Below are 26468 nucleotides of genomic sequence, written 5' to 3'. Positions count from 1 at the left end.
TAAAGCAGACTTCCGAAGTCTTTGTGTCCACGACAATCTAATGTTGACATAGTAGTATTCACTAACTTTTAAAACAATTCTTCTTATCAAATGATGGAATTGTTATATTTACGATTCTTAAATATTTTGATTTTTATATATTCTCCGTTCTCTCATTCAAACGTAATTAGTTCACAAAGCAGAGCATGATCCAACAAAGACTTGCTGCAATTTTATTGATTGCCATATCCCTTCTATTTGTAGTTCCAAATATATCCAATGCTCAAGCCGGTTTAGATTCCGCAGATTTAACCAGCATACAATCTTCCGATATCTCGGATACTCAGTTAAGAGCCGCGATTGCTCGTGCAGAACAGGAGGGATTGACCATTGACCAGGCACTTCAGATGGCACAGGCGCGCGGCCTTTCTTCATCGGTTGCCAACCAGTTGAGAACCCGTATTCGGCAGCTTCAAATGGAAAGTGGTGGGGCTGAGGGTGCCGGCGAAGCTGCTTCTGAAGAAGAATATGATATCGCCCGTGAGTTTGAACGGCCGGAACGGATAGAGACCGAAGAGATGCGTAAAACATTCGGCTCCCAGATTTTCCGGTTTCGGGAAACTGAGTTTTCACCCACATTAAATATGGCAACCCCTGTCAACTATATGCTTGGTGCGGGTGATGAACTGGTCATCCATATCTGGGGGGATCAAACCAATACATACCGGCTGTCCGTAAACCCGGAGGGATCCGTTTTTATTGATAATATCGGTCCGATTTTTGTGTCCGGGCTAACTCTTGAGGAAGCGAATGACCGGATCATACAACAGCTTGAGCAGCTTTATTCAGGCTTACGCGGTGATGAGAATGAACAAACCACATTTGCAAGAGTTGCCATAGACAGGCTTCGAACCATCCAGGTATCTATGATTGGCGAGGTTACCAATCCCGGTGATTATACAATTGCATCGAACGCTACCGTTTTTAACGCCTTGTACAGGGGAGGAGGTCCCGGGAAGACGGCTCATACCGCAACATACGTGTCATCAGAAATAACGAGGTTGTTGCCGAACTGGATCTATACAACTATTTAGTAAAAGGTATTCAAACAGGAAATATTCGCCTGCTCGATGGAGACGTTATCCAGGTTCCGCCCTACGATCAACCGGGTGGAGGTAAAAGGTGAGGTGAAGAGAAGCGATCTCTACTTTGAAGTGAAAGATGAAGAAACTCTTAGTGATCTGATTCGCTACGCCGGCGATTTTTCAGATCAGGCTTATACACGCCAGATTCGTATTCATCGAAATACGGCAACTGACCGGCGCATTGTTACGGTTAACCAGGATCAATTCGAAACATTTCAGGTTCAAAACGGGGATGTAATTTATGTTGACAGAATCCTGAACCGTTTTGAAAATCGCGTGAGGATAGAAGGAGCTGTTTGGAGAGGAGGGGAGTTCGAACTTAAAGAAGGAATGACCCTTTATGATTTGATTATGGAGGCGGAGGGATTACGGCCCGATGCTTTCAGGTCGCGGGGATTGATTAACAGGCTAAATGATGATTATTCGCTCGAACAGATTTCGTTCAATGTTTCTAACGTACTTGAAAATCCTGAACGGTATGATATTCCCCTAAATCGGGAGGACCAGGTGTTGATACGGAGTATTCATGAATTGGAAGGGGAACAATCGGTGCAGATTGGAGGAGCCATTCGTCAGTCTGGCGAGTACAACTACCGGCAAAGTATGACACTTGAAGACCTTATTTTAAAAGCAGACGGGTTTACGGATGCAGCTTCAGAGGCCCGAATAGAAGTATCCCGGAGAATTCTCGGGGAAGCGGCACCGGACCAGCGTGGAGAGCAGTTGGCCGAAATTTTTACGTTTAATGTATCCCGAAACCTGGAATTGGATGAACAGGACAAAACGTTCGAGCTTCAGCCGTTCGACCAAGTGTATATCCACCGGCGGCCCAATTACCAGGAGCAGCAAAAAGTATCTATTGAAGGCGAGGTGATGTACCCCGGTACCTATACCATACAAGACCGGAATGAACGAATATCAGACCTGATTGAACGAGCCGGAGGGTTGACCAACGAAGCTTATGTGGATGGTGCCCGGTTAGTCAGACAACACACAGCCATAGACAGGCCCCAAATTGAATTTGATTTTTTGAGTTCTGAAGAGATTATTAATGAAGATCAAACCGGATTGAGCCAGAATGGAAGTGGTGAATCTGAAGAGCAGTCCGGAGAAGAAAGTGAAGAAACCAGTAGTGCCAATATTGTTCAGCAGCGAACACAGTTAAATACACAGGATTTTCGCTCCTTGCAGAATGATTCTGTTCGTGCAGCCGGAAACCGACGTTCAACAGAGAGCCGTATCGGTATCGATCTTGCATCGATCCTCCGCAATCCCGGTTCCAGGGATGACCTGTACCTGAGGCATGGTGACGTGTTACGGGTTCCGCAGGAGCTGCAAACGGTGGCCATCAGCGGGGCCGTGATGCAGGACGTGGAAGTTCGGTATCAGGATGGAGCAAATCTTGGATACTATATTGACACTGCCGGCGGATTTGCTGCGAATGCCAAGAAAAAAAGAGTGTATGTAGTGTACGCCAACGGAGATGTGGACCGCAGGAAGAGCTATATATTTGGCTTGATCAAAAATTCTCCACCGATTGAACCAGGAGCCCATATCATTATTCCGGCCAAACCGGATCGTGAAGGAATGAATACCGGTGAAATCGTTTCAATATCTGCTGCTATTGTCAGTATGACCACCTCGTTGATTATTGCTCTTGACCGAGTTGCCAGGTGATTCGAGTTAAGGGATCTGACAGAGTGCGAAACTACTATCAAAGTCTGATGACAAAACGCCGGCTTTGGTAGGATCAACGTCAAACGGCAGACGTGAATAATTAGCAGTTCATAAATTCCAATAAGCTTGTTGTAATATGCAGTTGACAGTAGGTAGGTGACAAAATTTCAAATCAACATCCAACCAATAACTGACAATAAATAACTAACAAATTCCAACTAACATCGAACAACCAACATTGAAGAAAATCAAACAGCGCAATCTTGATCCTTGATGAATGATTGGCGATTTTACCCAGTAACTTCACACCCATGTATAAATGTCTGATATAACCATAAAATATCCTTCCGGTTTCGAACGTGCAGTTCATCTTACAAAAGATGAACTTGAGGATCATATACGTTTGATGGCGGCTTTAAAAATGTTTGAACTTGGCAAAATATCTTCCGGGAAAGCCGCAGAATTTGCAGAAATGTCAAAACCTGATTTCTTTGATGCCTGCAACAGATATAAAGTGAGTGTTTTTAATTATTCTGATGAAGACATTGCAAAAGAATTGAAGCGTGATATCGAAACACTCGATAAACTTTAAATTAAATGACACTGATTGCCGATACAGGGCCTATCATCGCTCTCGCCAAGATTAAGCATCTTGATTTGTTACATGTTTTGTTTGAACAAGTCCGGATACCAACGAAAGTATACAGAGAATTAATGGCTAAAATTGGTAAGGAAAGCCGCGAAATAGATAAAGCTTTAGATGAATTCATTTTGATAAGCAAAGAAATTCTCAGAATAAAAAAAATTGAACCGGCGATTCAGGATTTAGACCAGGGTGAAAGGGAGGTTATAGAACTTGCATATACATACAACAAACCGGTTTTATTGTTAATGGATGACAAGCTTGGAAGAGAAGCGGCAAAGCAGCTTAAATTAAATGTTACCGGCTCGATTGGTATTCTGTTGAAAGCAAAAAAAGAAGGAGCCATTTCCAATGTTACTGATCTGTTAAGACTAATGCGAAAAAATGGCTATTGGTTCTCTGATGAAATCATACGTGAAGCCGGAAAAATTGCAGGCGAATAAAAAATTTATAAGTTTTGAAACAGCGACTTTGTTGAATTATTGAACTTTATGATGGACGATCTTTGTGTACCTTTGCGGTTTGTCAAACTTGAGAAGGGAAATAGTGAACAATTAACAGTAGGACCCGAGGTATCGGTACTGTGAAAAGCAAATAGCAATAAACGAGTTCCATAAGGACCAAACCGACAGATCAGAGATCGAATATCGTATATCAGAAATCGCATATCAAAAGTGCCGCTATATTTAAATCAGCATACCCTGACTTTGTCAAAATCTTCAGCATAAAATTTAAACCTAAACTTACATCCCTGCACAACTTGAATCTTGTAACCCGAACCTTGAAACATGAGTAACGAATCAACGGAACATCATAATTCTGAAGACAGCAACAGATCTGGTAAAGCCAAACCCGAGATTCGATATATACCGGTGGATATCAGAGATGTTGAAGTAGATGATGAAATCGATCTGTTGGAGCTTGTTGATAAGTTTTGGAAGGGACGCAGAACGATACTTAAGACTCTTGCAGTATTTTTTGTTTTGGGATTATTTGTGGCACTTGTAAGTGTTGAGGAATACACGTCTGAAGTGAAGCTTCTTCCTGAAACTCAACAAGATATTTCCTTAGGAGGGCTTGGCGGACTTGCTCAGCAATTTGGTTTTTCTTCTTCCGATATTCAAAGCGGGGACGCATTATCTGTAAACGTTTATCCTTCCGTTATTCAGAGCAACATTTTTCTTCAAGAGTTAATGAGATACGAGTTGCAGGTTGCGGAAAGTGACCAGGTAGTAACACTTGAAGAATATTTCTCCGAGTATCAAAAAAGTTCTTTTATTTCACAAGTGGCTAAATATACGGTTATGCTGCCGTTTACCATTAAAAATTGGCTGTCCTCAAGTGGGGGAGATACACCCACATCTGTTGACAGGACTATCGGTAACCAGGATAAATTGGAACGTTTGGTTAGAATGTCTGAAAAGGAATGGAACATTCTTCGGAATATTCGGAATCGTATTGAAATAAATCAGGATACAGAGACAGGAGTGGTATCAGTGAGTGTAAAAATGCAGGACCCCGTTATTGCCGCTGATGTAGCTGATGAGGTTGTGCAGATGCTATCGGAGTATATTATTGAAAAGCGAACGGAAAAGACAAGACAAGATGTAGAATTTATAGAGGAACGTTTTGAGGAAGCAAGGAAACGTTTTGAAGCAGCCCAGCAGGAACTGGCGGCTTTTAACGATGCAAACAGAGGACAGCTTACCGCCATGGCCCGAACAGAAGAGCAGTTATTGCAAAGCCAATATAACCTTGCCTTTAATATTTATAACTCCCTGGCTGAGCGGCTGGAACAGGCCCGTATTAAATTACAGGAAGAAACACCGGTGATTAATGTTCTGGAACCGGCAGCTGTGCCCGATAGAAAAAGTGAGCCTCAGAGAACCTTTATTCTGGCAGTTTTTATTGTTATTGGGACTATTGTTGGTTCAGGTATTGTCTTGCTACGTCCTTTTTTTGAGACGGTATATTTTAAAATTAGTGAGCGCTAATTATAAGCAAACAAGAAATTGGATAAGACTCTGTAACAACATATCTAGTTAATTTCATTTTTTTTAATTGAAGAACTTAAGGGAAAAAACCGTAAATGGTGTATTCTGGAGCTTTATCCAGAATTTTTCTGTCCAAATTAATGCATTTATAGTTGGTATTATATTAGCCCGTTTATTGTCTCCAAGAGAATTTGGATTAATTGGTATGTTAACCATATTCATTGCACTGTCCAGCACACTTGTTAACAGTGGTTTGAAAGACGCATTAATTCGAAATCCCAACTGTACTGAAGAAGATTACTCTACTGCTTTTTTCTTTAACGTGGGAATGAGTTTTGGACTCTACCTCATCTTATTCTTCAGTGCAGGATTGATCGCTCAATTTTATAATGAACCAGAATTGGTCAGTTTGGTAAGGGTTTTGAGTATTACATTAATCATTAATGCCTTTATACTGATTCAAAAAGCTAAGTTAACCAAAGAGCTTGATTTTAAACTGTTAACAAAGGTTGATGTTATTGCTTCTGTAATAGCAGGTGTAATTGCGATTGCCATGGCTTTTTATGGTTTTGGTGTATGGAGCCTGGTAGCCAAAACATTATTAATAAGTCTTTTTACCTTGATTCTTTATTGGTTTTGGAGTAAGTGGGTTCCCAAGTTCACGTTTAGCAAACAGTCATTTAAAGAGATGTTTTCTTTTGGTAGCAGACTTGCAGTACATGGGATAATTGGCCAAATATATCTGAGCATATACTATTTAATAATTGGAAAATATTATAGTGCCGAGCAGCTTGGGCATTACACAAAAGCAGATGGGTTTAAAAATTTCCCTTCAAAAGGTATTACCGGGATTGTTCAGAAAGTAACGTACCCTGTTTTATCCAATATTCAGGATGACCCGAAGCGCCTTAAACAGGCCTATAGAAAGCTAACAAAGATAATTTCTTTGGTGACCATAACATTACTATTTGGATTATCTGCTGTTGCCGAAAATTTTTCGGTACTGTTACTTGGGGAAGAATGGAGGCTCACAGGAGAGTTTTTGAAAATATTATGTTTTTCAGCAATATTTTATCCATTAGATGCCCTGAACTCAAATATGTTAAAAGTTGCAGGAAAGTCTGATATCATATTAAATATTGGAATTGCAAGGAAGTTTATGGCAATTCCTGTGATTTTATCTGTAATATTTATTGGTATTAAGGTAATGCTGTATGTTATGATAGTTCATCAGTTTTTTTCTTTTTGGTTGATAAGTCATTATGGAGGTAAAACGATAAGCTATGGTACTTTGGTACAGGTTAAAGACTTTACTGCAGCAGTGCTGGTAAGTTCAATTATGTATTTTGCCATTTATATGATGCCATTTTATTTCGAGGTGAATATTTTGATTTTAGTTTCAGTTCAAATTTTGGTAGGGGCAATTATCAGTATTATTTTGTATGAATTATTCAATGTAGATGGCTATAAATATTTAAAAAAGGGAGGGTTGGAAAAATGGGCGTCAACAAAAAAATAAATGATTAAAGAAGTTAGGATAATAAATCTGCCTAAAATCCAAGACCCCGCGGGAAACTGACCTTTTTTGAGAACAGCAATCAAATTCCGTTTAAGATAGAATGAGTATTGTGGACGTACGATGTTCCTGTTGGAGACATACGCAGTTGCCTATTAACAGAATGAATTTAACATCGCTTAGAGCGGCAGCTTCGATGTGGTAAAACGTGACAGTGGTTCTATATACTATATGCAGAAATTTTGACTTAATTAGATATTATTTTACCTCATTAAATGAAAGTACTGCTTCTATACAGATTCTCGAATCATAAAACCTTAATAGATCGATTAAGGTTAGAAATGAGGAACAAGGGAATAGTAATTACTACTCTTAACACCGTTGATTTTTCTTACGATGGATGCTACCTGCCTAATAAAAGAATGTATTCACTTGTTAAGCTTATTCTTAAAATTCCCAAATTGAGGGGTCTATTATTAAGAATATTTAGAAAGTATTGGGTGATAAAAATTGCTAAACACTTTGATATAGTTGACTTTCATTCTTTCAATTCTTTTTATGCCTCAATCGTTAATTCTTTATTAAAATTTGATAAAAAAATATGTGTAACGCATTGGGGAAGTGACATACTCAGAGCAAGTGATGAAGAAATCAGAAAACAAAAAAGAATTTTAAAAAAAGTAGATCAAGTAAGAACAATTAGCACAGAAATTCATAATAAGATTCAAAATTTGAAAATTAATACAAAAGTTTTCCAGTGTAAATTTGGTGTTGATGGTGTAGATAAAATTGCGCGCTTTATGGAAAGAGGGAATACAAATATCGCTACGAAAAATTTGAAACACATTTTTCCAAATTTCGATTTTCACAATAAAAAAGTAATAATCATAGGAAACAATGGAAGTAAATCACAACAGCACCTGGAAATATTAAGAAGCTTAAAAGGGATAAGTGAATATCTAGAATCGATTAGATGTATATTTGTTATCCCGTTAACCTACGGTATTGATCGTCTTTACAAGAAAGAAATAATAGAAGAATTAGATCAATTAGGTGTAGAACATTTATTGCTAGATAAATATCTAAATGAAGAAGCTTTTATATCGTTAACCATTTTAACGGATATATACATAACAATGCAAACAAGTGATGCCTTTTCATTTTATTTGCAAGAGCAATTGGCATCTGGTACTATTGTTTTATACGGTGAGTGGTTGTCGTATTCAGAACTAACAAATAGTGATGTTTATATGAAATCTGTTAATTTTGATACGATTTCTATTCGCTTAAAAAAAACACTTATTAACTTAAATGCAGAAAAAGAATTGGCAAAACTTCACAATAAAGAAAAGCTTTTAGAAATCTCAAGCTGGAATAATTTATCAAAAAAATGGTTTGAAAGTTACTTTTCAATCTATGGATAATAATGTTTTGCACAATTGAAATATTTTAAGCAATAAAATACAATGGAATTAAACCTATTCAGAAATATTGTTAATCAATTTATTTTTTTAGCTTCATATGGATATTCTTCAATTAATTAGAAGAAAAAAATCTCTTTTTCAGGAGGATTTTAAACGGTACGGATCGGAATTAAAGCACAATGTAGCATCCTCTTCGTTTTTGGTTTTGGGTGGAGCAGGTTCAATCGGTCAGGCTATAACCAAAGAAATATTTAAACGTAATCCCAAAAAGTTACACGTAGTGGATATTTCCGAAAACAATCTAGTTGAATTGGTTCGGGACATTCGAAGTTCATTTGGATATATTGAAGGTGAATTTAGGACTTTTGCCCTCGATATTGCTTCTTGGCAGTTTGATGCTTACACGAACACACAAACTGATTTCGATTATGTGCTGAATCTAACGGCTCTTAAACATGTGCGTAGTGAAAAAGACCCATTTACCCTAATGCGCATGATTGAGACTAACATCCTCAATAGTTTAAAAATAACTTCCTGGGCGAAAGAAATCGGTTCAAAAAAATACTTTGCTGTATCAACAGATAAGGCTGCAAACCCCGTTAATATGATGGGGGCTACAAAACGAATTATGGAACTATTTCTGATGCTGGATAGTGAAAAAATCAATATATCAACGGCCCGTTTTGCAAATGTTGCTTTTTCCGATGGCTCACTTTTGCACAGTTTTAAGCAGCGACTAGCTAAGCGGCAACCGATCGTAGCACCTAATGATGTAAAACGGTATTTTGTAACACCACAGGAAGCTGGAGCTATTTGCCTCTTTTCTACAGTACTAGGTAAAAACAGGGATGTTTTTTTTCCGATACTCGGTGATGAGCATCTGATTAAATTTACCGACATTGCTATGTCTTACCTTAAATACGCAGGATATGAACCTTACTTAGTTAGTTCTGAAGATGAAGCACGAAATAAAATTGAAGAATTAACGTCTGCAGGCCAATGGCCGTGTTTGTTCGCGCCAAGTAACACAACCGGTGAAAAGACCTTTGAAGAATTTTACACAAAAGATGAGGAACCAGATTTTGTTTCCTTTCAGGATTTTGGCGTGATTAATAGTAAGTTAAAACCTGAATTCGAGAAATTAGATAATTTTTTGGATTCAATTTACGCCCTCAAACAAAAAGGACAGTGGTCGAAAGAAGAACTAATAGATCTATTACTTTATGTTTTGCCCAATTTTGAGCACGAAGAAAAAGGAAAAAATCTTGACTCTAAAATGTAAATTTAATATGTCTATTTAACCTTAAGTGAAAAGACTATGAAAAGAGCAATAATTTTAGCTGGCGGAAAAGGTACAAGACTCCGCCCTTACACCATTGCAATGCCGAAGCCGCTCGTGCCATTAGGTGATAAACCTATTTTAGAATTAATTGTGATACAGTTAAAGAGATATGGTTTCACCCATATCACCCTCACTATAAATCATATGGCTGACGTTATTAAAGCTTTCTTTGGTGATGGAAGTAAATGGGGTGTCAAAATAGACTATACTATGGAAAGCAAGCCCCTCAGTACGATGGGACCACTTACACTTATACCTGACCTGCCCGACAACTTTCTTGTAATGAATGGAGATGTACTAACAGACTTAGATTTTTCAGAGTTTTGGCAAAATCATATAGATAAGAAATCAATCTTTACAATATCAATGCAAAGGAGGGAGGAATCAGTTGATTATGGGCTATTGCATTATGATGACAACAATCGGCTAACCCGTTTTGAAGAGAAACCAACTTATGAATTTATGGTAAGCATGGGGGTGTATATGATTAATAAAAAAGTAATGCAGTATATCCCAAAAGACACTTTCTTTGGTTTCGATCATTTGATGTACAAGTTACTCGATGTAAATAAACCACCTATTGTACAAGAGCACAAGGGCTATTGGTTGGATATTGGGCGGCCGTCAGACTACGAAATAGCGACAAATAAAATTCAAGAACCGAACTTCAGTTTGGTATGAGAATAGCTGTCACGGGTGCTTCTGGATTTATAGGGTCACATCTTGTTAGAAAGTTAAAGGAGGAACGGCATGAGGTTGCTGTTATAAGTCGGGAAAAAGGCATAGATATTACAAAATGGAGTTCTGTTAAAGGTTTAGAGCCTTGTAAAGTAATCGTCCATTTAGCAGCAAAAACATTCGTGCCAAATTCATTTAAAAATCCAATGGATTTCTACAAGACTAATTATTTGGCTACGCTTAATGCCCTTGAGCTTGCTAGAAAATGGAAAGCCAGAATGATTTTTTTGAGTTCTTATTTTTATGGATGTCCACAATACATACCGGTGGATGAAAAGCACCCTTTAAACCCGCATAATCCATATGCTCAAAGTAAGATGCAATCAGAACAACTTTGTGAAGCCTATGCACGTGACTTTAATGTGCCATCAATAGCATTTCGCTTGTTCAACGTTTATGGGCCGGGACAAAATGGTTCTTTCTTGATCCCTGAGATTTTAGATAAAATCAAAAAGAATGAGGTAATTACGCTTAATGATCCAAGACCAAAAAGAGATTTTATTCATATCGATGATGTATTGAGAGCAATTATTAAAGGATTAGACTATAACTCTACTTCTTTTGAAGTATTTAATCTAGGTACAGGAAACTCAACTGATGTTGAAAAATTAGTTGCTTTAATTCAGAGATACTCACCGAAATATTTTGAAATAGTTTTCAAAAACGAATACAGAGAGGGAGAAATATTGTGTTCTGAAGCAAACATCCAAAAAGCAAAAAGAATGTTGAATTGGCATCCTAAAATATCATTAGAACAGGGTATTAAATCATTTTTTGAGCAATAATTATGTTTCCAATTAAAATGATTTCTGCCATTTTTCTAGCTCATATTAAAAATTATAAACATATAAAAAGAGCCATAGGCAAAATCCTCTAAATACATGATTTTTTATTTTGGATTCATTAATTATTGGTTAAACTAAATTTTTATTCAAATTTATAGTTTTTATGATTGATGACAACCAACTCAGCTTTGGCGACGCCCTGCTTTCAACCAGGCGAAAAATCTGTAACCTCTCTAAACATCTGGCAAAGCTTGACTGGATCATTGACTGGCAGCCTTTGGTTCAGGAGATTTCGTTGATCGATAAAACCGACAGGATAGCCGGTTGATGTCCTCGTAAAAACACACTATAGATGGATTATCGCCTCTGCATTTTCATTTGTTATAGCACTTTTTTTAAAATACAGGCCGTTTGAAAAAAGCTTATCCTCAATTAGCGGAATCAGTTATAAAGAGATATTTGCATATAGTGTTCCTTTAATGACAGCCAGTATCTATGGCATCATGTTTCGAAGTGCAGACAAGTTTTATATCAGCCGTTATTTTGGTGAGGAAGTTTTTGCAGAGTATGCGAATGGATTTATTCAATTGCCCTTTGTAGGTATGATTGCCGGAGCCACTTCGGCGGTTTTACTGCCTTTATTTTCTAAGAAGATGGAGAATCCAGATAGTGGTGATAAAATTCTGGCTGTCTGGAAAAGTGCATGGAAAAAATCTGCCCTGATCATTTACCCGTTGTTACTTTATTTTCTGTTCTATGCAGAAAATGTTGTCATTATTTTATATGGTGAAAATTATTACGGTTCCATTATTTACTTCAGATTAGCTTTATTTATTAATTTTTTTAACATCATTATGTTTACACCCGTCATTTTAGCGATGGGAGAAACAAAGTTTTATTCATTTGTTCATCTCGTTGTTGCGGGATTGATATGGATGATGGGTTATGGAGTCATTTTTTTTGAAGGAACTCCCTTTTTAATTGGCCTGATGGTTGTACTGCTATCCATATTTAAAGCCATCTGGCTTATACTGTTCGTGGCTGAGAAAATGCAGTGGAGTTTTAAAAACCTCGTTCCAATAAATTTTCTTGCAAAAATTATATTTCATTCATAGTTATGATTGTCATCAGCCTACTTTCGATATATATGGAAAATCTTTCAAGAGGATGGGAATTGGTTGTAACATTTGGTTTGTTCATGTTTTTTTTTAATAACCACTTCCAGATTTTTCAATCTTAATTATTTGAGTGTAGCAATTCCAATTTTTAAAAAAGGAATATTTAAACGTTAATGTTATTTGAAATTATATTAATTGCAGCCAAATTGAGGCTCAAGTTTGTAATGATTACAGGAATAGTTTCAGCAGATTATGGAATGTAATAGTGAGTAAGTAATAGTTGAGTTTTAAATGAGTAAAAAGAAAAAGATTTTAATTGTCTCTAAGTCATTTTATCCAAAGCAAACTCCAAGATCCTTCAGAACTACTGAACTTGTAAAAGAACTTTCAAAAAGAGGACATGATATTAAATTATTAACCATAACTCATGAAAATCAGCTCGGAAGTTTAGAAGAAAAATTTAATATAAACATTGAAAATTTAGGCCCTTTACTTTTTAAAAGATTCAACATTTCCGGTAACATGGTAACACTGGGGGTAAAGAAGATTATAAATCGAATATTATTGCAATTTTTTGAATACCCGAATATTGAATTAATGTTTAGAGTAAAGGAAAAACTGAAACATGAAGATCATTACGATCTGCTGATTTCAATTGCACATCCGCATACCATTCACTGGGGGACAGCCTCGGCAAGAACTAAAAAACACAGAATTGCAAATACATGGATTGCTGATTGTGGAGATCCATATATGGGGCAGCAAATGTATTCATTTAGAAAGCCGTTTTATTTTTCATTTTTTGAAAAAAACTTTTGCAGAAAAGCAGATTATATATCCATCCCGAAAGAGGAAGCAAAAGAAGCATATTACGATGAATTTAAAAATAAACTTAAAGTTATTCCGCAGGGATTTGACTTCGATGAAATTAACATTGATGAAGATGCTTATAAAAAAAATCCTATTCCTACTTTAGCTTATGCAGGGGCTTTTTATAAAGACACAAGAGATCCGAGGCCTTTTGTTGAGTTTCTTTTAAAACAAGATGTAGATTTTAAATTTATTGTTTTTACAAACCAAAAAGGACTGCTGGAATCATATGTGGGCCGGGGGAATGGTAAATTAGTACTGAAGGATTACATTGACAGAAGTGAATTATTAAATAAACTATCAAGGATGGATTTTTTGGTGAATTTTGAAAATAACTCTGCTGTGCAATCACCAAGTAAACTAATAGATTACTATTTAACCGGACGACCCGTACTTTCGATTGATCCTAAAAAAATTGATAAAAAAAAGATTATTGAGTTTTTGTCCAGTAATTATACTAAAAAACAGATATTCTCAGATGCCGGGAAATATAAAATCGAAAATGTTGTGGATCAGTTTCTCAAGCTAACTTAATTGACTTCTTTTTTTGACAGCCTCCATAACTGCGAAGCTTACAAGTATAATGAAAAGTTTGTTTTCTAAAACATATTTTAAAAGAACAGATTTACAGAAATACTTACCAATATCTCAATAACTTTTATTCTAATTTTTTTAATGAATTTAAAAAAGAAACTACCTCCCAATCGTAGTTATAAGCAAATCAAGAATCAATATTTAGTTGAAAAATCAATTGCTGAAAGATTGAAGAAGGCTGATCGTCAGGAGAGAAAACGAATCTTTGAAACAATGTATGATGAACTGTTCGAACAAGTGCCTGATCATCCACGATTAACAAGAAGAAATTCTGATCAACTTACTTTAAAAGCAAATGAGGAGAAATTCTCTCTGGTTAATAAATACGTGGATAAATCTACAGTATTTTTAGAATTTGCTCCAGGGGATTGCAGGCTTTCATTTAAAGTAGCTAAACATGTTAAAAAAATATTTGGAGTAGATATTTCTGATCAGCGAAATCCCAAAGACAGCGTTCCGGAAAACTTCAAATTGATTGTATATGACGGCTACAATTTAAATGAAATCGAAAGTAACTCTATTGATGTTGTATTTAGTGATCAGTTAATAGAGCATTTCCACCCGGAAGACACTAAATTGCATTTTGAATTGGTTCACCGAATACTCAAGAATGGTGGTAAATATATATTCCGAACCCCCCATCCACATTCAGGTCCTCATGATATATCAAAATATTTCTGTCATGAAGCAAAAGGCTTCCATTTAAAAGAATGGACGTATACAGAAATAAATAATATGCTTCAGGATATAGGGTATAAGGGATTTCGTACTTTTTGGCATGGGGGAGGGTTTACATTTAGAATGCCCTATATCTATTTTAGAATTTGTGAAAAGTTTCTTGAATTATTTCCAAAACGATATATCAAAAAAGTTGCCAAATTTCTAATTCCATCATTATATGGGGTGGCTGTCAAGTAATTTTTCTTTCAAATGGCTAATAACCCCTTAAGGATAGCAGATCAGATCTTACGGGATAGATCGATATGATTTTACATAAAGAACAGATTGCCGGTAGTTATATATTTATCGCTTGTACGGTAACCTTTGTAAAAATGTATGTACTGTTTGCATATCTGTTAGGAACTTCAGTAGCAGTCATTACATCAATCTTTTTTTTAGGGAATATTGCTGTTATTTACTATGGGAGACGAACCTTGGTAAAGAAAAAAACATTCATAATTTTTGGGGTTTTTCTTGTGTTGGTGCCTTACTTTTTTTCCATAATCAATTTCTTTATTTCTCCCTCGGCCTTGTTATTACAGTTGTTCTATCTGTCGCAGATTTTGGTTGGAGCCATTGCAGTTGTACGATATAAACAACAGGTAAAAAAAGCGATTATAGCGGCTGTTATCCTTAATTTATTAGTGGGAATCGTTAGTATAGTGATGCCCGCATTGTTTGCGCCTCTATCCGAAATTAATGCATCAAGAGTAACATATGGCGGGCGAGCGATCGGTTTCTTTCTGCAACCCAACACTTTTGGTGTGGCGAATGTTGTATTAATGATTGCTGCCAGTGTACTCTGTTCTCGTAAAACATTTCACTACCTTTATCCGCTGCTTTTTGTCACAACTGCCATCTCTTTTTCCCGTTCTGCTATAGGGTTGTTTTTTATAACAACATTTATTTTACTTGCTTACTCTTGGTTGAGGGGCAGGTGGCGCTTGAAACATGCGATGAAACCGATGATTCGAATGGGGGGAGTAGTAGGAATTGGAATTATACTTTTTTTGGCGTCTCCGTACAGTGTTATATTAGATAATCTTCAGTCGTTTGACCAAGTTTATTCACGGATCGAATTTTTTATGAATTTTAATCCAGATTCCATTATTGAAGATGCTTCTTTGGAAGACAGGGCTGATTTCCAGCGGAAATATATTGAACAATTACCTCAAATATTTCCAGTGGGTAAAGGATTAGGATCCGAGTGGATTGCAATTGATTCGGGAGCGTTGGAGGGAAAAGCTCACATGACACATCTTCAATTGCTTTATGAGGGAGGTGTCTACTATTGGATATCGTTTATAATAGTACTGTGTACATTTTACTATTTTTTTTGGAAAAACAAGAACTCTTCACAGGAAAAAGCATATTTCGCATCTCAAATTCTCATATTTATGATCGTATTCTCTCTTTTTTCTTCAAGTATGCTTGCAATGAGGGAGCTGTATCTGGTTATGGGGCTAATGATTCAATTCAGACCTGTAAATTCTATAGAGTATTTTTTGAAAGAAGAAAGGTTCTAATAAGTTTTCAACATGACTAACTTTAAAAGTTTTAAGTAATTTGCTAAATCTAAATTAGTGAAACACATACAATGTTAAATTTATGGAATCAGGCTGAACTACTGTGTAAGCGAAATATATTATTCTATCGAATATGGTTCTTCTTAAATAAAAATAAGCTTGATCCAAACATAAAGTTGCCTGATAAAAAGGACGATTTATATTTGGATGGGTATCCACGTTCAGGAAACACCTATTTAAAAAGTGTTGTTTCTTCGGTTTTTGAGAATATTTCTTTTGCTCACCACTTGCATACAATAGCTGGCATGAAGCTGGCAAAATCACGTCGTGTTCCATGTATTATTATTTTTAGAAAGCCGATTGATGCCGTCACCTCTCTTGCGTTTACAAAAAAAAATCGTTCTGTTTCACCTTTGTCTACTGATGTAGAAATATTACTTCAACAGTTATTGGATGAGTGGTTACAATATTATCAGTATGTTTTAAACAATCATTATAATATTACACTTTTAAATTTTGAGATGATTAAAACAGATGAGATAAAAGTTCTGCAAATAGTGGCTAATACAATACAATTGAATAAGACCATAAAAGAGGAGCATCTTCGCGACATCGTTTTGGAAAATAAACTAAGAATGAAAAGGAAAGAAACTATGAAAGAAGATGCTATCTCTTCACTGCCAAATGAAAACAGGAGAAACCAAAAGAAGAAGTATAAGGCAATCTTAGCTGGAGATCCAAAGCTTAGAGAAGCTGAGCAGTTATTTGAGAAATTAGTACAGGTTACTAAGGGGTATAGTCTTTGATATGAAGATATGTTTTATGATCCATTCATTACAAGCGGGAGGAATGGAAAGAGTAACCTCACTTCTTTTAAAATCATTTTCAAAAAAAAGCCAGGTTGATTTACACGTAATATTGTATGGTATCGACAGAGAAATTTTTTATACCATACCAGATTCAATTCATATTCATAAACCTGAATTTGAATTCAATAATAATCAAAGAGTATGGAATACATTTAAGACACTTTTATTTGTTCGTAGAAAAGTGAATAAAATTAAACCAGATTGTATTCTGAGTTTCGGTGAGCTTTGGAACAGTTTTGTACTTATAGCGTTGTTAGGTGTGTCAATTCCGGTGTTTATTACAGACAGATGCTCACCTTTAGCTTCTTATAGTAAGTTTCATACTTTCCTTCGAAAATACTTATATCCTAAATCAGAAGGAATTATTGCTCAAACTTCAAAAATGAAAGAATTTTACTCAGAATTGTTTAATCATAATAACATCAGGGTTATTCCGAATCCAATTGAAACACGATTTAATCTAAAAAAAGAAAAAAGTGAAAAGGTCATTTTGTCTGTGGGCCGTTTGATTGAGACGAAACATCATGATCGATTAATTAACATATTCAAAAATCTTAATGCACCCGGTTGGAAATTAATAATCGTTGGTGGGAATGCTTTAAGGCAGGATAATTACAGTAAACTGTCTGATCAGATAAAAGAATACGGGTTAGAGGAACGTGTAAAATTAACCGGTGAAGTTAAAAATGTTGATAAATATTATGAAAAGGCTGATATCTTTGCGTTTACATCCAGTTCAGAGGGATTTCCAAATGTTATAGGAGAAGCGATGGCTTCAGGTTTGCCGATAGTCAGTTACGATTGTGTTGCCGGACCTTCCGATTTAATCGTTGATAAGGAAAATGGCTTTTTAATTTCTCTTTTTGATGATGATGATTTTATAAAAAAACTCCAAAGGTTAATTGATAATCGAGAATTGCGTGAGCGACAGGGTACAGCTTCAAGAGAATTGGTAAAAAAATTTTCCCTTGAAAAAGTAAGTCAACATTATTTTGAGTTTATCACGAATAACAAATGAGAATTCTTCAAATAAACACAGTTGTAAACACCGGTTCTACAGGGCGAATAACTGAGGACATTGGGAAGCAGCTTATTAGCGAAGGCCATACAAGCCACATTGCTTTTGGGCGAAATGAGCGGCACAGTCAGTCGGAATTGATCAAGATAGGAACAAAAGCAGATGTATTGTGGCATGGTTTATATACTCGTCTAGCCGACCGCCATGGTTTCGCATCTAAAAAATCAACCGTTGAGCTGACCCAGGAAATAGACCGAATCAAACCGGATGCCATAGGCTTACATAATCTGCATGGATACTATTTAAACATTGAAGTGTTGTTTAATTATTTAAAAAAGAGGCAAATTCCGCTCGTTTGGACACTTTTTGATTGTTGGTCTTTTACGGGGCATTGTGCTTATTTTACAAAAGTAGGATGTGAAAAGTGGAAAACACATTGTAAAGAATGTCCTCAAACTCAAAGCTATCCGAAAAGTTTCTATTGGGATAACAGTTTTCGAAATTTTAGTGATAAACAAAAGATATTTACAGGTCATCCAAATACTACAATCGTAACGCACAGCCAATGGCTGAAAGACTTAGTAGGAAAATCGTTCCTGAAGGAATATCCTGTTAAAGTAATTCCTTCAGGAATTGATGTATCACAGTTCAGAGTCATTAAAGAATCCATGAACGAACTTAAACTTACAAAAGGGAAAAAGGTATTATTGGGTGTCGCCAGTATTTGGGAGGAACGCAAGGGATTGGATGATTTTATAGAATTATACGATTTGCTTGCTGAAGAATACCAGATTGTACTAATTGGTGTGACAAAAAAACAAAAAAGACAATTGCCAAGCGGAATATTGGGAATAACTCGAACAGAAAATATTCAAAAGCTGACTGAGTGGTATAATCGGGCTGATGTTTTTTTGAATCCTACGTATGAAGATAACTTTCCAACTACGAACCTGGAAGCTCTTGCTTGCGGTACTCCTGTGATTACATATGATACGGGGGGTAGTCCTGAAGCCATTGACTCAAATACAGGGATGGTTGTGCCGTGTGGAGATATAAAAGCCTTAAAGAAGGCCGCAGAACATTTATCTGTAAATAAACCTGAAATGACTTCAGCTTGTAGGAGACGAGCTGAAGAACTTTATGATTGTAAAGATCGATACGAGGAGTATATTAATTTGTATAAATCTGTTACGTATAACAGATAATTTCTTCTGGAGTTTTTATGGGATTTCAAATTACTACGTCTTAAATAATGAAAGTATCCATAATAACAGTAGCACTTAATGCCGAGAATACAATACAGGATACGATCGATAGTGTGAAATCACAGACTTATCCTGACATAGAGTATATCCTTCTGGATGGTGACTCCAACGACGCAACGTTAGAGATTATTCAAAAAAATCTGGATGTTATCGATCGATGGATCTCCGAAAAGGACAGAGGGATATATGATGCAATGAACAAGGGTATTCAAATGGCGAATGGAGAAATTATCGCTTTTCTGAATGCGGATGATATCTATGCATACCCGGATGCTGTAAATGATATGGTTCAATTATTTAAGAAAAAAAAAGTGGATTCCTGTTATGCAGATTTGGTTTATGTGAGCCATAAGAATCCCGATAATGTACTGAGAAAATGGAAAAGCGGCCGATATAAAAATGGGATGTTTAAAAACGGCTGGATGCCTCCCCATCCAACGTTTTTGGTAAAAAAAGATATTTATGAAAAATACGGGATGTTCAACCTGGAGCTGGGAACCGCTGCCGACTATGAAATCATGCTTCGGTTTTTGCACAAGCACAAAATCAGTGTTGCCTATCTTCCGAAAACACTTATCAAAATGAGAACAGGGGGAGTAAGTAATGAATCAATCCTGAACCGGATACGAGCAAACAAAAATGACAGGAAAGCATGGGCAATTAACGGGCTTAAGCCAAAATTCTATACTCCTATTTTAAAACCGCTAAGAAAATTACATCAATACTTCTAATATACTCAAAATAAAATTAAAAGATAAGCTAATAAAATTCGAACTACCTGAGTGAGAAGTATTCTGGCTTCTTTATACTTTTATGGAACTCTGAAAATAATTTAGGTATATTGGTTCAATCAAAAATGAAAATTTAAAACAGGAAAGAAGAGAGTTAAAACCTGTTTAAATCATCTGCATGGAAATTTCTGCAATTTATATAATAGGGCTTTGTAGTATAATAGCATTTTTAATCTCCAAGACATTAGTTCCTGTATTACTATTAGTTTCAAAGAGGAAAAGACTTTTTGATAATGGAGCCGGGCACCACAAACTGCACACCGGGTTAGTGCCTACACTTGGTGGGGTTGCGATCTTTACGGCATTTATGGTTACTTTTTCTGCGAGTTCGTACGCCGATGATATAAGTGGGTTTGGATATTTTGTTGCAGCCTCAATTATATTGTTTGCTGCCGGCCTAAAGGATGACTTAATTGTCATTTCACCCAGTAAAAAATTAGGAGCTCAATTTTTAGCAGCAGCACTTATTATTTTTGGCACAGGCATTCAGTTTACAAATTTGGGTGGGGTTTTTGGAGCGGAGTCTATATCGCCGTGGTTTGGCATACCTCTTACGTTCTTTTCTGTTATTGTAATTATAAATTCACATAATCTTATTGATGGAATTGATGGACTTGGAGGGAGTATTGGTGTTTTGGCATCGCTATTTTTTGGGTATTGGTTCTATAAAGCAGGACTATATCATTGGGCAGCATTTTCTTTTATTCTAACAGGTTCTATTCTTGGTTTTTTGTGGTTTAATTTCCCGCCGGCAAAAATATTTATGGGGGATACCGGGTCTTTAGTGATTGGGCTCTATATATCAGTATTAGCAATTAATTTTGTAGAACATTCACTAACGATTTCGGATGTGGTTTACTGGGAAGATGCCGTGCCTGTTATTGTAGCAGCTGTTCTTGTCGTGCCCCTTTATGATACACTGCGAATATTTATTGTTCGAATGTTTAATGGAAAATCTCCCTTTGATGCTGATAACGATCATGTTCATCATCATTTAATGAGAACAGGTTTTAATCATGCTCATATAGTTGTATTTCTTCTTGCGATAAATGTTATCATACTTGGATCTACAATTATATTATCCAATTATTTATCGAATACCTGGCTTCTCTTCTCTCTATTAACTTTGTGTGTATTACTTTTTCCGACCAATGGCCGAAAAAGAAATTTCATTGAGAATTTTGTACCCAATGAGTTTGGAAAAGAAGAAGCAGATAATGAAACTCGGGAACCCCTTTCAGAATCAGATATGCACAGTGAGAGCTTCCTCTTGGATGAAAAAGACAAGGATTCCCAAAAGAAAGTAGTACACGAAGCATAGGATATGAGATAGTACTGTGGAACAGAAAACTCATTTTTTTACTTCCCCGATAGTTCAGGGCTATTTCGATGGAAATGCATCCTCGAAATTATCATAATGTGATCGCTTCGGGGCGCTCAATATGAAGTGTTCATTTAATAATGTCATTCTTATCTCGAACTGATGTTAAGTAGTATCTCTCCAATATGACATTTATGATTGCATTTTATCCAATTTCATATAAAAAAATAGATTTTCAGCAAATTAGAATAAAATAATACAGTGTAGTGTATGTCACTTAAAGACGGACGAACTGCATTTGTAAAGCAAAAGTTCGATGAAAGGTTTAATCCAAATGAAGAATTTTTAGGACTGAATAAAACGGTTAATCACAATGAGCCGTTGGTATCAGTCTGTGTACCGGCCTACCAGCACGAACAGTTTATAGCAGAATGTTTGGAGAGTATACTTAGCCAAAAAACCAATTTTACCTATGAGGTTTTAATTGGCGAAGATGAAAGCAGGGATCGTACAAGGGAAATTTGTAAAGAATATGCAAAAAAACATACAGACAAGATCCGATTATTTCTGAGAGATCGGAAGACGTCACAGTTATATGACGAGACCGGAGAGTTTCTGTACAGGTTTAATGTGAAGTGGTTACGGTTAAGTGCCAGGGGTAAATATATTGCACTTTGTGAGGGGGATGATTACTGGACATATAAATACAAATTGCAGAAGCAGGTCGATTTTTTGGAGGATCATCCTGACTATTCAACGTGCTTCCATAATGCAAAGGTTATCTACACAGACAAATCAGATGCTCATCCGTTTTCTACAATAAAAGAAGGGGAGTACACCGGGATACAGATCTATGAAAATCGGCTCATTCCAACTGCTTCAGTTGTTTTTGTGGCAGCTTGTGCTGAGAATAAAGACTACTTTTTTAACAGCAATTTCTTTTTTGGTGATCTCGTGTTGTTCTTAACACTCGCCGAATCTGGTAAACTCTGGTATTTTAATGAGATTTGGAGTGTTTACAGAAAACATGAGGGAGGAATGATGCATGATGTTTTTGAAGATCCTGAAAATGTTCGAAAATTTATTATTCATCAAAAACAAATAATTAAAACATTCCCTGACAAATACAAAAAAACAGGTCATAAAATGGTTAGCTGGTTTTACTTCATTCTATTTAGAAAAACTTTTAAGAAGGATCCATTTGGATCGTTAGGATCTCTATTAAAATCATTTTGGTATTCATGGAGCAGATGTGCCGAACTTAGTATAAAGTTTATACGAACCCGTTTTGGGTTTTAAATAGTGTCTCTAAGAGACGTTCCCGAAACATCAAAGAATTTCTAAGGACAACTTATGTTACACAAGATGTAGTAAAATGGGTTTATTGAGGTTATTAAAGCATGTTTATGAATCTCGATTGTAATTTAAATTATGGCAATGAATGTGGCTAAAGCCACCTGTTTTGGGAAGCTACCCTGCCCGTTCAGCTGAAGCTGACGGTAATAGATAAGTATCATATTGCAGTTGGCTTTAGCCAACTGGCAGCTAACTCCACTCACCGATTGGGCTTTAGCCCCATCCCGCCATTATTCTTTTAACATAAACTTGCTGAAAATTGAGTCTGATTCGCTTTTTTACAAGTTATTTGGATAATTATTGTAAGATGAACTATCCTCTGAAATTCTTTGAGACTTCGGGACGTTCCACTCGCCCCAGAATACTCATTTGCACGTAGTGCACAGCATTTTTAGAGGCTTCGCGTGCCTGTCTGTCGTACAAACCAACGGATGGCGGGCCGTGAACTTGATGTTTACTTAGGACACAATGATTTCTTACAAACACTAAATAAGATGAAGCAGAACTTTTTCAATATTTTTTAAATGTTCATTATTTAAAACTAAGGATGCACTCTTGATATCTTTAGCAGTGTGCTCAGAAACCGTACAAGTAAAGGATCTGTAATTGAGATTTAAATTTTTGGAAATGCTTTGATACATTTTTGGTTGATAGGAGCCCGGAAACAGTTCTATAACAGATGTATCAGAATTACAAAATGTAAGATTGGTAAGTCCGGCTCCGTGAACTCCTATAATTATTCGGGCATTTTTAAAAAGTGTTACCTGGTCTTTAAAACTAAGATTGGATAAAGTGTAAGATTGAAATCCATAATTGTTAAGGAGATCCAGCAACTCATTTTCATTAATCAACTGACGGTTGTTTGTATGATCGTTTCTTGAAATATAAATATAAGGGGATTGATTTGTTGTTTCAGCCAAATGCAGGAATTTGTTTCTAAGAAAGTTTGTAATCCATCTTGGAATTTTATCTGGATCTGGATTTGGATGAGAGGTTGCAAGAAGGAGATCACTTTTAATATGATGATATTTTTTGCTTGATAATTGTTGTTCAGTACTAATTCCCAGGTATTCCAGTGTTTCTTTTTGAAAGTGTAATTTATTGTCAGGTACCAGGAACTTAATATCTTGGTGGTTGTCAAGATATCGATCAAACAGTTTTAGTCTTGGCAGAGAATCGTACAACCAATGATAATAATTGTAATTACCGCCGCCGCCCGTCAGCAGGCTCAGTACGGTTCCGTTTATTTTTTTAGGAGGCGATTTTGGTTGAATTTCACCCGTTAATAATTTATTGAGATCATCATTCAGTATTTTTCCATTTTCAAATTGCCATGAAATTTCAGGAATAAGCTTTTTGTGTACACTAAATGAGATGTTATCAATACGGTTGGTAAAAGTAGTGCAATTTTTTACCCTGATGGTTTTATATCGATAATTATTAATTTTTTGAATCTCCGTAGTCAATTTCCGGGTAAAATTCTTATCGACAATATTTTTAGGAGCATAAAAGAACCAAAAAATCTTTCCAAAAGTAACTTGCCAAATATGTCGTAATAATCGCATAAGAAAATGGAATTCTGATCTTCAAAGAATATTTTATCCTAAAATAAATTTATAAATGTTTTTTTTAGTTTAAAGAGATTTCTTCACATGGTTGAATCATATATGGTGAGTTCTCAGTATAAAGACAAATCACCTTTGGTAAGTGTAATTATACCAACATACAATGGCGAGAAATTTCTTAAGGAAACGATAGAATCGGTATTAAACCAAACATTTGATGATTATGAATTGATCATCTGCGATGATTTATCGAATGATCTGACAGTTGAGATTATTGATCAATATCTGGATGAACCAAAGGTATCATTTTTTCAAAATGATAGGCGTCTTGGAATTGGAGGTAACTGGAATAATGGGATAAAAAAATCCAGTGGGAAATATGTAAAGATACTTTGTCAGGATGATATTCTATTGGAAAACTACCTAAGGGATGCTACAGATGTTCTGGAACAAGATGATCATATTTCACTTGTCACCACATTTGAAGGTTTTTTTGGTAAATATGATCGTGTTCTTCATTATGAAAATCTTCCTTTAATACACCGCGAGAATAAACCCCCGGGTAAGATGAATAGACAAAAGGCACGAGAAAGTGTTCTTAAATATGGCAATTGGATAGGAGGACCGACCTGTACGATCTTTCGTAAAAGTGACCTGGGAAAAGTGGGACTTTTCAGTGAATCCATCTATTGTAGTCTGGATTGGGAGCAATGGCTTAGGTTACTGGCAGTTGGTGATCTATATGTTTTACCTAAAATGCTTTTAAAAACCCGATTGCACAATTTACAGGAGACGAATAATTGCTTGCGAAACCTGGGGTTCAAAAAAGACCGTGTTAAAATCTTAAAACTGATTAAAAATCATCCGGAGATCTATGGAAATTTTAAAACTGGTGATCTAAATCAATGGATTGATCATTCTATACTAAAGTTAATGGACGGTGCTTCGAATAATGAGCGTGTGAATTTTGGAGAAATTATCTCATTTTTAAATAAACAAGTCGGTTTTTACAGGACTGCAAAGTTACGATTCAAATTTGCACTTATAAAAATTCATCAGAAATTATGTAGTTGAGAATCAATATGGCATTGATTAAATGAAGAAAGAAGAATGATGAATCTAACTGTATCCATCTTAATGTCTACATACAGTGCTGAATCCTATATCGGAAAAGCCATTGAAAGTATATTAAATCAGACGTACCAGGATTTTGAGTTTTTAATCATTGATGACGGTTCAACAGACTCCACGAGCGAAATTATTGAGTTCTATCGCTCGAAGGATGACCGGATTATTTTTATGAAAAACCAGCAAAATCGGGGTTTGAGTTTTTCGCTTAATAAGGGATTGGAAGTAGCCAAAGGAAAGTATATTGCAAGAATGGATGCCGATGATGTAAGCCTGCCAAATCGCTTGGAAACGCAGGTGAGTTTTATGGATACACATAAAGATGTTGCGGTATCATCTGCCTGGATGAAAACTCTGGGGAAGAAGAATGAAACGATCTGGAAATCACCTGAAACACATGAAGAAATTTTAGCAAGGTTGTTTTGCAATAATTGTATCTGGCATCCTGTATCAATCATACGCAAGGATGTTTTAGATGAATTAGGCCTACGATATAATGAAAACTATACCAAAGGTCAGGATTACAGATTATGGGTTGATATTGCAAAACATCAAAAATTGGCTAATATTCCGAAAATTTTACACTGGTACCGAATACATGAAGATCAAAGAACTAAACTTCCTGGAAATTACAATAAGAGTAAAAATCAACTTCAAGCTCTTAAAGATTTACCTGGCGTTAGAGTAGAGATGCTGATGGAATTTTTATCTCGTGAAGTGACGTTAGAAGAGGTTGAAACACATCAAAAACTTTTTTTTGAAATTCCTTTTTTTGAAAAAGATGAACTGATTAAGCTCAGTAAATGGGTCGATTATTTGATTGATGTAAATAAGAAAAGGCAGATATATATTGAGCCTGAGTTTAGCGAAAATTTGAAAGACACTTTGTTTAGAACCAAAGCGAAAAGTTTTAAATATTATTGCAGTACAAATAAAAGATTCACTCCGAAAATTCTCTGGAAACTTTTCTTTTCGGGAGATAAATATTATCTCCATTTTTCGGTGAAAGAGCTTTTTTATCTGATTCTCAATTCACTTGCTTTCAGAAGGAACAAGAAATACTCCAGTGGATAAACTGATAAGG

At 35.9% G+C, this 26468-nt stretch carries 24 protein-coding genes; 23 read left to right on the top strand and 1 reads right to left on the bottom strand.

From position 1 onward, the window contains the following. The first annotated feature begins 185 nt into the window (after positions 1-185). From U5K72_12755 to U5K72_12655, 21 genes are all read left to right on the top strand, one after another. A complete protein-coding gene (locus U5K72_12755; protein MDZ7719680.1) occupies positions 186-1073 on the top strand; it encodes a polysaccharide biosynthesis/export family protein in 888 nt (295 codons plus the stop codon). 36 nt (positions 1074-1109) lie between these two features. Further along, on the top strand, positions 1110-2801 hold the full coding sequence (locus U5K72_12750) for an SLBB domain-containing protein (protein ID MDZ7719679.1): 1692 nt from the start codon (positions 1110-1112) through the stop codon (positions 2799-2801). 319 nt (positions 2802-3120) lie between these two features. Beyond that, complete coding sequence (locus U5K72_12745; GenBank protein MDZ7719678.1) at positions 3121-3393, top strand: UPF0175 family protein; 273 nt, start codon at positions 3121-3123, stop codon at positions 3391-3393. A gap of 5 nt (positions 3394-3398) precedes the next feature. Next, complete coding sequence (locus tag U5K72_12740) at positions 3399-3887, top strand: DUF3368 domain-containing protein (protein MDZ7719677.1); 489 nt, start codon at positions 3399-3401, stop codon at positions 3885-3887. 345 nt (positions 3888-4232) lie between these two features. Further along, a complete protein-coding gene (locus U5K72_12735; protein MDZ7719676.1) occupies positions 4233-5438 on the top strand; it encodes a Wzz/FepE/Etk N-terminal domain-containing protein in 1206 nt (401 codons plus the stop codon). A 67-nt stretch (positions 5439-5505) separates the two neighbouring features. Then, entirely contained in the window at positions 5506-6957 is a 1452-nt protein-coding gene (locus U5K72_12730) for a lipopolysaccharide biosynthesis protein (protein MDZ7719675.1), read from the top strand. A gap of 419 nt (positions 6958-7376) precedes the next feature. Next, positions 7377-8378 (top strand): hypothetical protein, encoded by a 1002-nt coding sequence (locus tag U5K72_12725; GenBank protein ID MDZ7719674.1) that lies wholly within the window; start codon positions 7377-7379, stop codon positions 8376-8378. A gap of 97 nt (positions 8379-8475) precedes the next feature. Further along, the gene (locus tag U5K72_12720) at positions 8476-9660 is read left to right on the top strand and encodes a UDP-N-acetylglucosamine 4,6-dehydratase (GenBank protein ID MDZ7719673.1); all 1185 of its coding nucleotides are present in this window, start codon (positions 8476-8478) and stop codon (positions 9658-9660) included. A gap of 36 nt (positions 9661-9696) precedes the next feature. Next, complete coding sequence (locus U5K72_12715; protein MDZ7719672.1) at positions 9697-10401, top strand: sugar phosphate nucleotidyltransferase; 705 nt, start codon at positions 9697-9699, stop codon at positions 10399-10401. Then, a complete protein-coding gene (locus tag U5K72_12710) occupies positions 10398-11243 on the top strand; it encodes a GDP-mannose 4,6-dehydratase (protein ID MDZ7719671.1) in 846 nt (281 codons plus the stop codon). Before U5K72_12715 ends, U5K72_12710 begins: the two co-directional genes overlap by 4 nt. A 163-nt stretch (positions 11244-11406) precedes the next feature. Next, on the top strand, positions 11407-11571 hold the full coding sequence (locus U5K72_12705; GenBank protein MDZ7719670.1) for a hypothetical protein: 165 nt from the start codon (positions 11407-11409) through the stop codon (positions 11569-11571). A 28-nt stretch (positions 11572-11599) separates the two neighbouring features. Continuing rightward, entirely contained in the window at positions 11600-12358 is a 759-nt protein-coding gene (locus U5K72_12700; protein MDZ7719669.1) for an oligosaccharide flippase family protein, read from the top strand. A gap of 294 nt (positions 12359-12652) precedes the next feature. Beyond that, positions 12653-13765 carry a glycosyltransferase gene (locus U5K72_12695; protein ID MDZ7719668.1) on the top strand — a complete coding sequence of 371 codons (1113 nt, stop codon included), beginning with the start codon at positions 12653-12655 and terminating at the stop codon, positions 13763-13765. Positions 13766-13906: 141 nt separating this feature from the next. Continuing rightward, positions 13907-14743, top strand: coding sequence for a class I SAM-dependent methyltransferase (locus tag U5K72_12690; protein ID MDZ7719667.1), 837 nt, complete (start codon positions 13907-13909; stop codon positions 14741-14743). Positions 14744-14808: 65 nt separating this feature from the next. Beyond that, positions 14809-16071: a hypothetical protein gene (locus tag U5K72_12685; protein ID MDZ7719666.1), complete on the top strand. Its 1263-nt coding sequence runs from the start codon at positions 14809-14811 to the stop codon at positions 16069-16071. Positions 16072-16142: 71 nt separating this feature from the next. After that, complete coding sequence (locus U5K72_12680; protein MDZ7719665.1) at positions 16143-16877, top strand: hypothetical protein; 735 nt, start codon at positions 16143-16145, stop codon at positions 16875-16877. 16 nt (positions 16878-16893) lie between these two features. Next, positions 16894-17958 carry a glycosyltransferase gene (locus U5K72_12675; GenBank protein ID MDZ7719664.1) on the top strand — a complete coding sequence of 355 codons (1065 nt, stop codon included), beginning with the start codon at positions 16894-16896 and terminating at the stop codon, positions 17956-17958. Beyond that, positions 17955-19163 carry a glycosyltransferase gene (locus U5K72_12670; protein ID MDZ7719663.1) on the top strand — a complete coding sequence of 403 codons (1209 nt, stop codon included), beginning with the start codon at positions 17955-17957 and terminating at the stop codon, positions 19161-19163. The genes U5K72_12675 and U5K72_12670 overlap by 4 nt, the downstream gene beginning before the upstream one ends. Before the next feature lie 47 nt (positions 19164-19210). Further along, positions 19211-19954 carry a glycosyltransferase family 2 protein gene (locus U5K72_12665; GenBank protein MDZ7719662.1) on the top strand — a complete coding sequence of 248 codons (744 nt, stop codon included), beginning with the start codon at positions 19211-19213 and terminating at the stop codon, positions 19952-19954. Positions 19955-20132: 178 nt separating this feature from the next. After that, positions 20133-21335, top strand: coding sequence for an MraY family glycosyltransferase (locus U5K72_12660; protein ID MDZ7719661.1), 1203 nt, complete (start codon positions 20133-20135; stop codon positions 21333-21335). Positions 21336-21605: 270 nt separating this feature from the next. Further along, positions 21606-22634 carry a glycosyltransferase gene (locus U5K72_12655; protein MDZ7719660.1) on the top strand — a complete coding sequence of 343 codons (1029 nt, stop codon included), beginning with the start codon at positions 21606-21608 and terminating at the stop codon, positions 22632-22634. 542 nt (positions 22635-23176) lie between these two features. Here U5K72_12655 and U5K72_12650 read toward each other — a convergent pair. Further along, a complete protein-coding gene (locus U5K72_12650; GenBank protein ID MDZ7719659.1) occupies positions 23177-24256 on the bottom strand; it encodes a glycosyltransferase family 61 protein in 1080 nt (359 codons plus the stop codon). A gap of 87 nt (positions 24257-24343) precedes the next feature. Here U5K72_12650 and U5K72_12645 point away from each other — a divergent pair, with 87 nt between their 5' ends. Both U5K72_12645 and U5K72_12640 read left to right on the top strand, forming a co-directional pair. Further along, entirely contained in the window at positions 24344-25330 is a 987-nt protein-coding gene (locus U5K72_12645; GenBank protein ID MDZ7719658.1) for a glycosyltransferase, read from the top strand. Between the two features lie 36 nt (positions 25331-25366). Further along, entirely contained in the window at positions 25367-26458 is a 1092-nt protein-coding gene (locus tag U5K72_12640; GenBank protein MDZ7719657.1) for a glycosyltransferase family 2 protein, read from the top strand. The last annotated feature ends 10 nt before the right edge of the window (positions 26459-26468 follow it).

This window comes from Balneolaceae bacterium, from assembly GCA_034521495.1.
Lineage (GTDB): Bacteria > Bacteroidota > Rhodothermia > Balneolales > Balneolaceae > Rhodohalobacter.
Note: the sequence above shows the minus strand (reverse complement) of the source record. Positions and strands in the feature narration are given on the sequence as shown.

Excerpts from the sequence above, each read along its gene's own strand:
- U5K72_12755 (MDZ7719680.1), top strand. The coding sequence starts at position 186 with ATGATCCAACAAAGACTTGCTGCAATTTTATTGATTGCCATATCCCTT.
- U5K72_12750 (MDZ7719679.1), top strand. The coding sequence starts at position 1,110 with ATGGAGACGTTATCCAGGTTCCGCCCTACGATCAACCGGGTGGAGGTA.
- U5K72_12745 (MDZ7719678.1), top strand. The coding sequence starts at position 3,121 with ATGTCTGATATAACCATAAAATATCCTTCCGGTTTCGAACGTGCAGTT.
- U5K72_12740 (MDZ7719677.1), top strand. The coding sequence starts at position 3,399 with ATGACACTGATTGCCGATACAGGGCCTATCATCGCTCTCGCCAAGATT.
- U5K72_12735 (MDZ7719676.1), top strand. The coding sequence starts at position 4,233 with ATGAGTAACGAATCAACGGAACATCATAATTCTGAAGACAGCAACAGA.
- U5K72_12725 (MDZ7719674.1), top strand. The coding sequence starts at position 7,377 with ATGTATTCACTTGTTAAGCTTATTCTTAAAATTCCCAAATTGAGGGGT.
- U5K72_12720 (MDZ7719673.1), top strand. The coding sequence starts at position 8,476 with ATGGATATTCTTCAATTAATTAGAAGAAAAAAATCTCTTTTTCAGGAG.
- U5K72_12715 (MDZ7719672.1), top strand. The coding sequence starts at position 9,697 with ATGAAAAGAGCAATAATTTTAGCTGGCGGAAAAGGTACAAGACTCCGC.
- U5K72_12710 (MDZ7719671.1), top strand. The coding sequence starts at position 10,398 with ATGAGAATAGCTGTCACGGGTGCTTCTGGATTTATAGGGTCACATCTT.
- U5K72_12705 (MDZ7719670.1), top strand. The coding sequence starts at position 11,407 with ATGATTGATGACAACCAACTCAGCTTTGGCGACGCCCTGCTTTCAACC.
- U5K72_12695 (MDZ7719668.1), top strand. The coding sequence starts at position 12,653 with ATGAGTAAAAAGAAAAAGATTTTAATTGTCTCTAAGTCATTTTATCCA.
- U5K72_12690 (MDZ7719667.1), top strand. The coding sequence starts at position 13,907 with ATGAATTTAAAAAAGAAACTACCTCCCAATCGTAGTTATAAGCAAATC.
- U5K72_12685 (MDZ7719666.1), top strand. The coding sequence starts at position 14,809 with ATGATTTTACATAAAGAACAGATTGCCGGTAGTTATATATTTATCGCT.
- U5K72_12680 (MDZ7719665.1), top strand. The coding sequence starts at position 16,143 with ATGTTAAATTTATGGAATCAGGCTGAACTACTGTGTAAGCGAAATATA.
- U5K72_12675 (MDZ7719664.1), top strand. The coding sequence starts at position 16,894 with ATGATCCATTCATTACAAGCGGGAGGAATGGAAAGAGTAACCTCACTT.
- U5K72_12670 (MDZ7719663.1), top strand. The coding sequence starts at position 17,955 with ATGAGAATTCTTCAAATAAACACAGTTGTAAACACCGGTTCTACAGGG.
- U5K72_12665 (MDZ7719662.1), top strand. The coding sequence starts at position 19,211 with ATGAAAGTATCCATAATAACAGTAGCACTTAATGCCGAGAATACAATA.
- U5K72_12660 (MDZ7719661.1), top strand. The coding sequence starts at position 20,133 with ATGGAAATTTCTGCAATTTATATAATAGGGCTTTGTAGTATAATAGCA.
- U5K72_12655 (MDZ7719660.1), top strand. The coding sequence starts at position 21,606 with ATGTCACTTAAAGACGGACGAACTGCATTTGTAAAGCAAAAGTTCGAT.
- U5K72_12650 (MDZ7719659.1), bottom strand. The coding sequence starts at position 24,256 with ATGCGATTATTACGACATATTTGGCAAGTTACTTTTGGAAAGATTTTT.
- U5K72_12645 (MDZ7719658.1), top strand. The coding sequence starts at position 24,344 with ATGGTTGAATCATATATGGTGAGTTCTCAGTATAAAGACAAATCACCT.
- U5K72_12640 (MDZ7719657.1), top strand. The coding sequence starts at position 25,367 with ATGATGAATCTAACTGTATCCATCTTAATGTCTACATACAGTGCTGAA.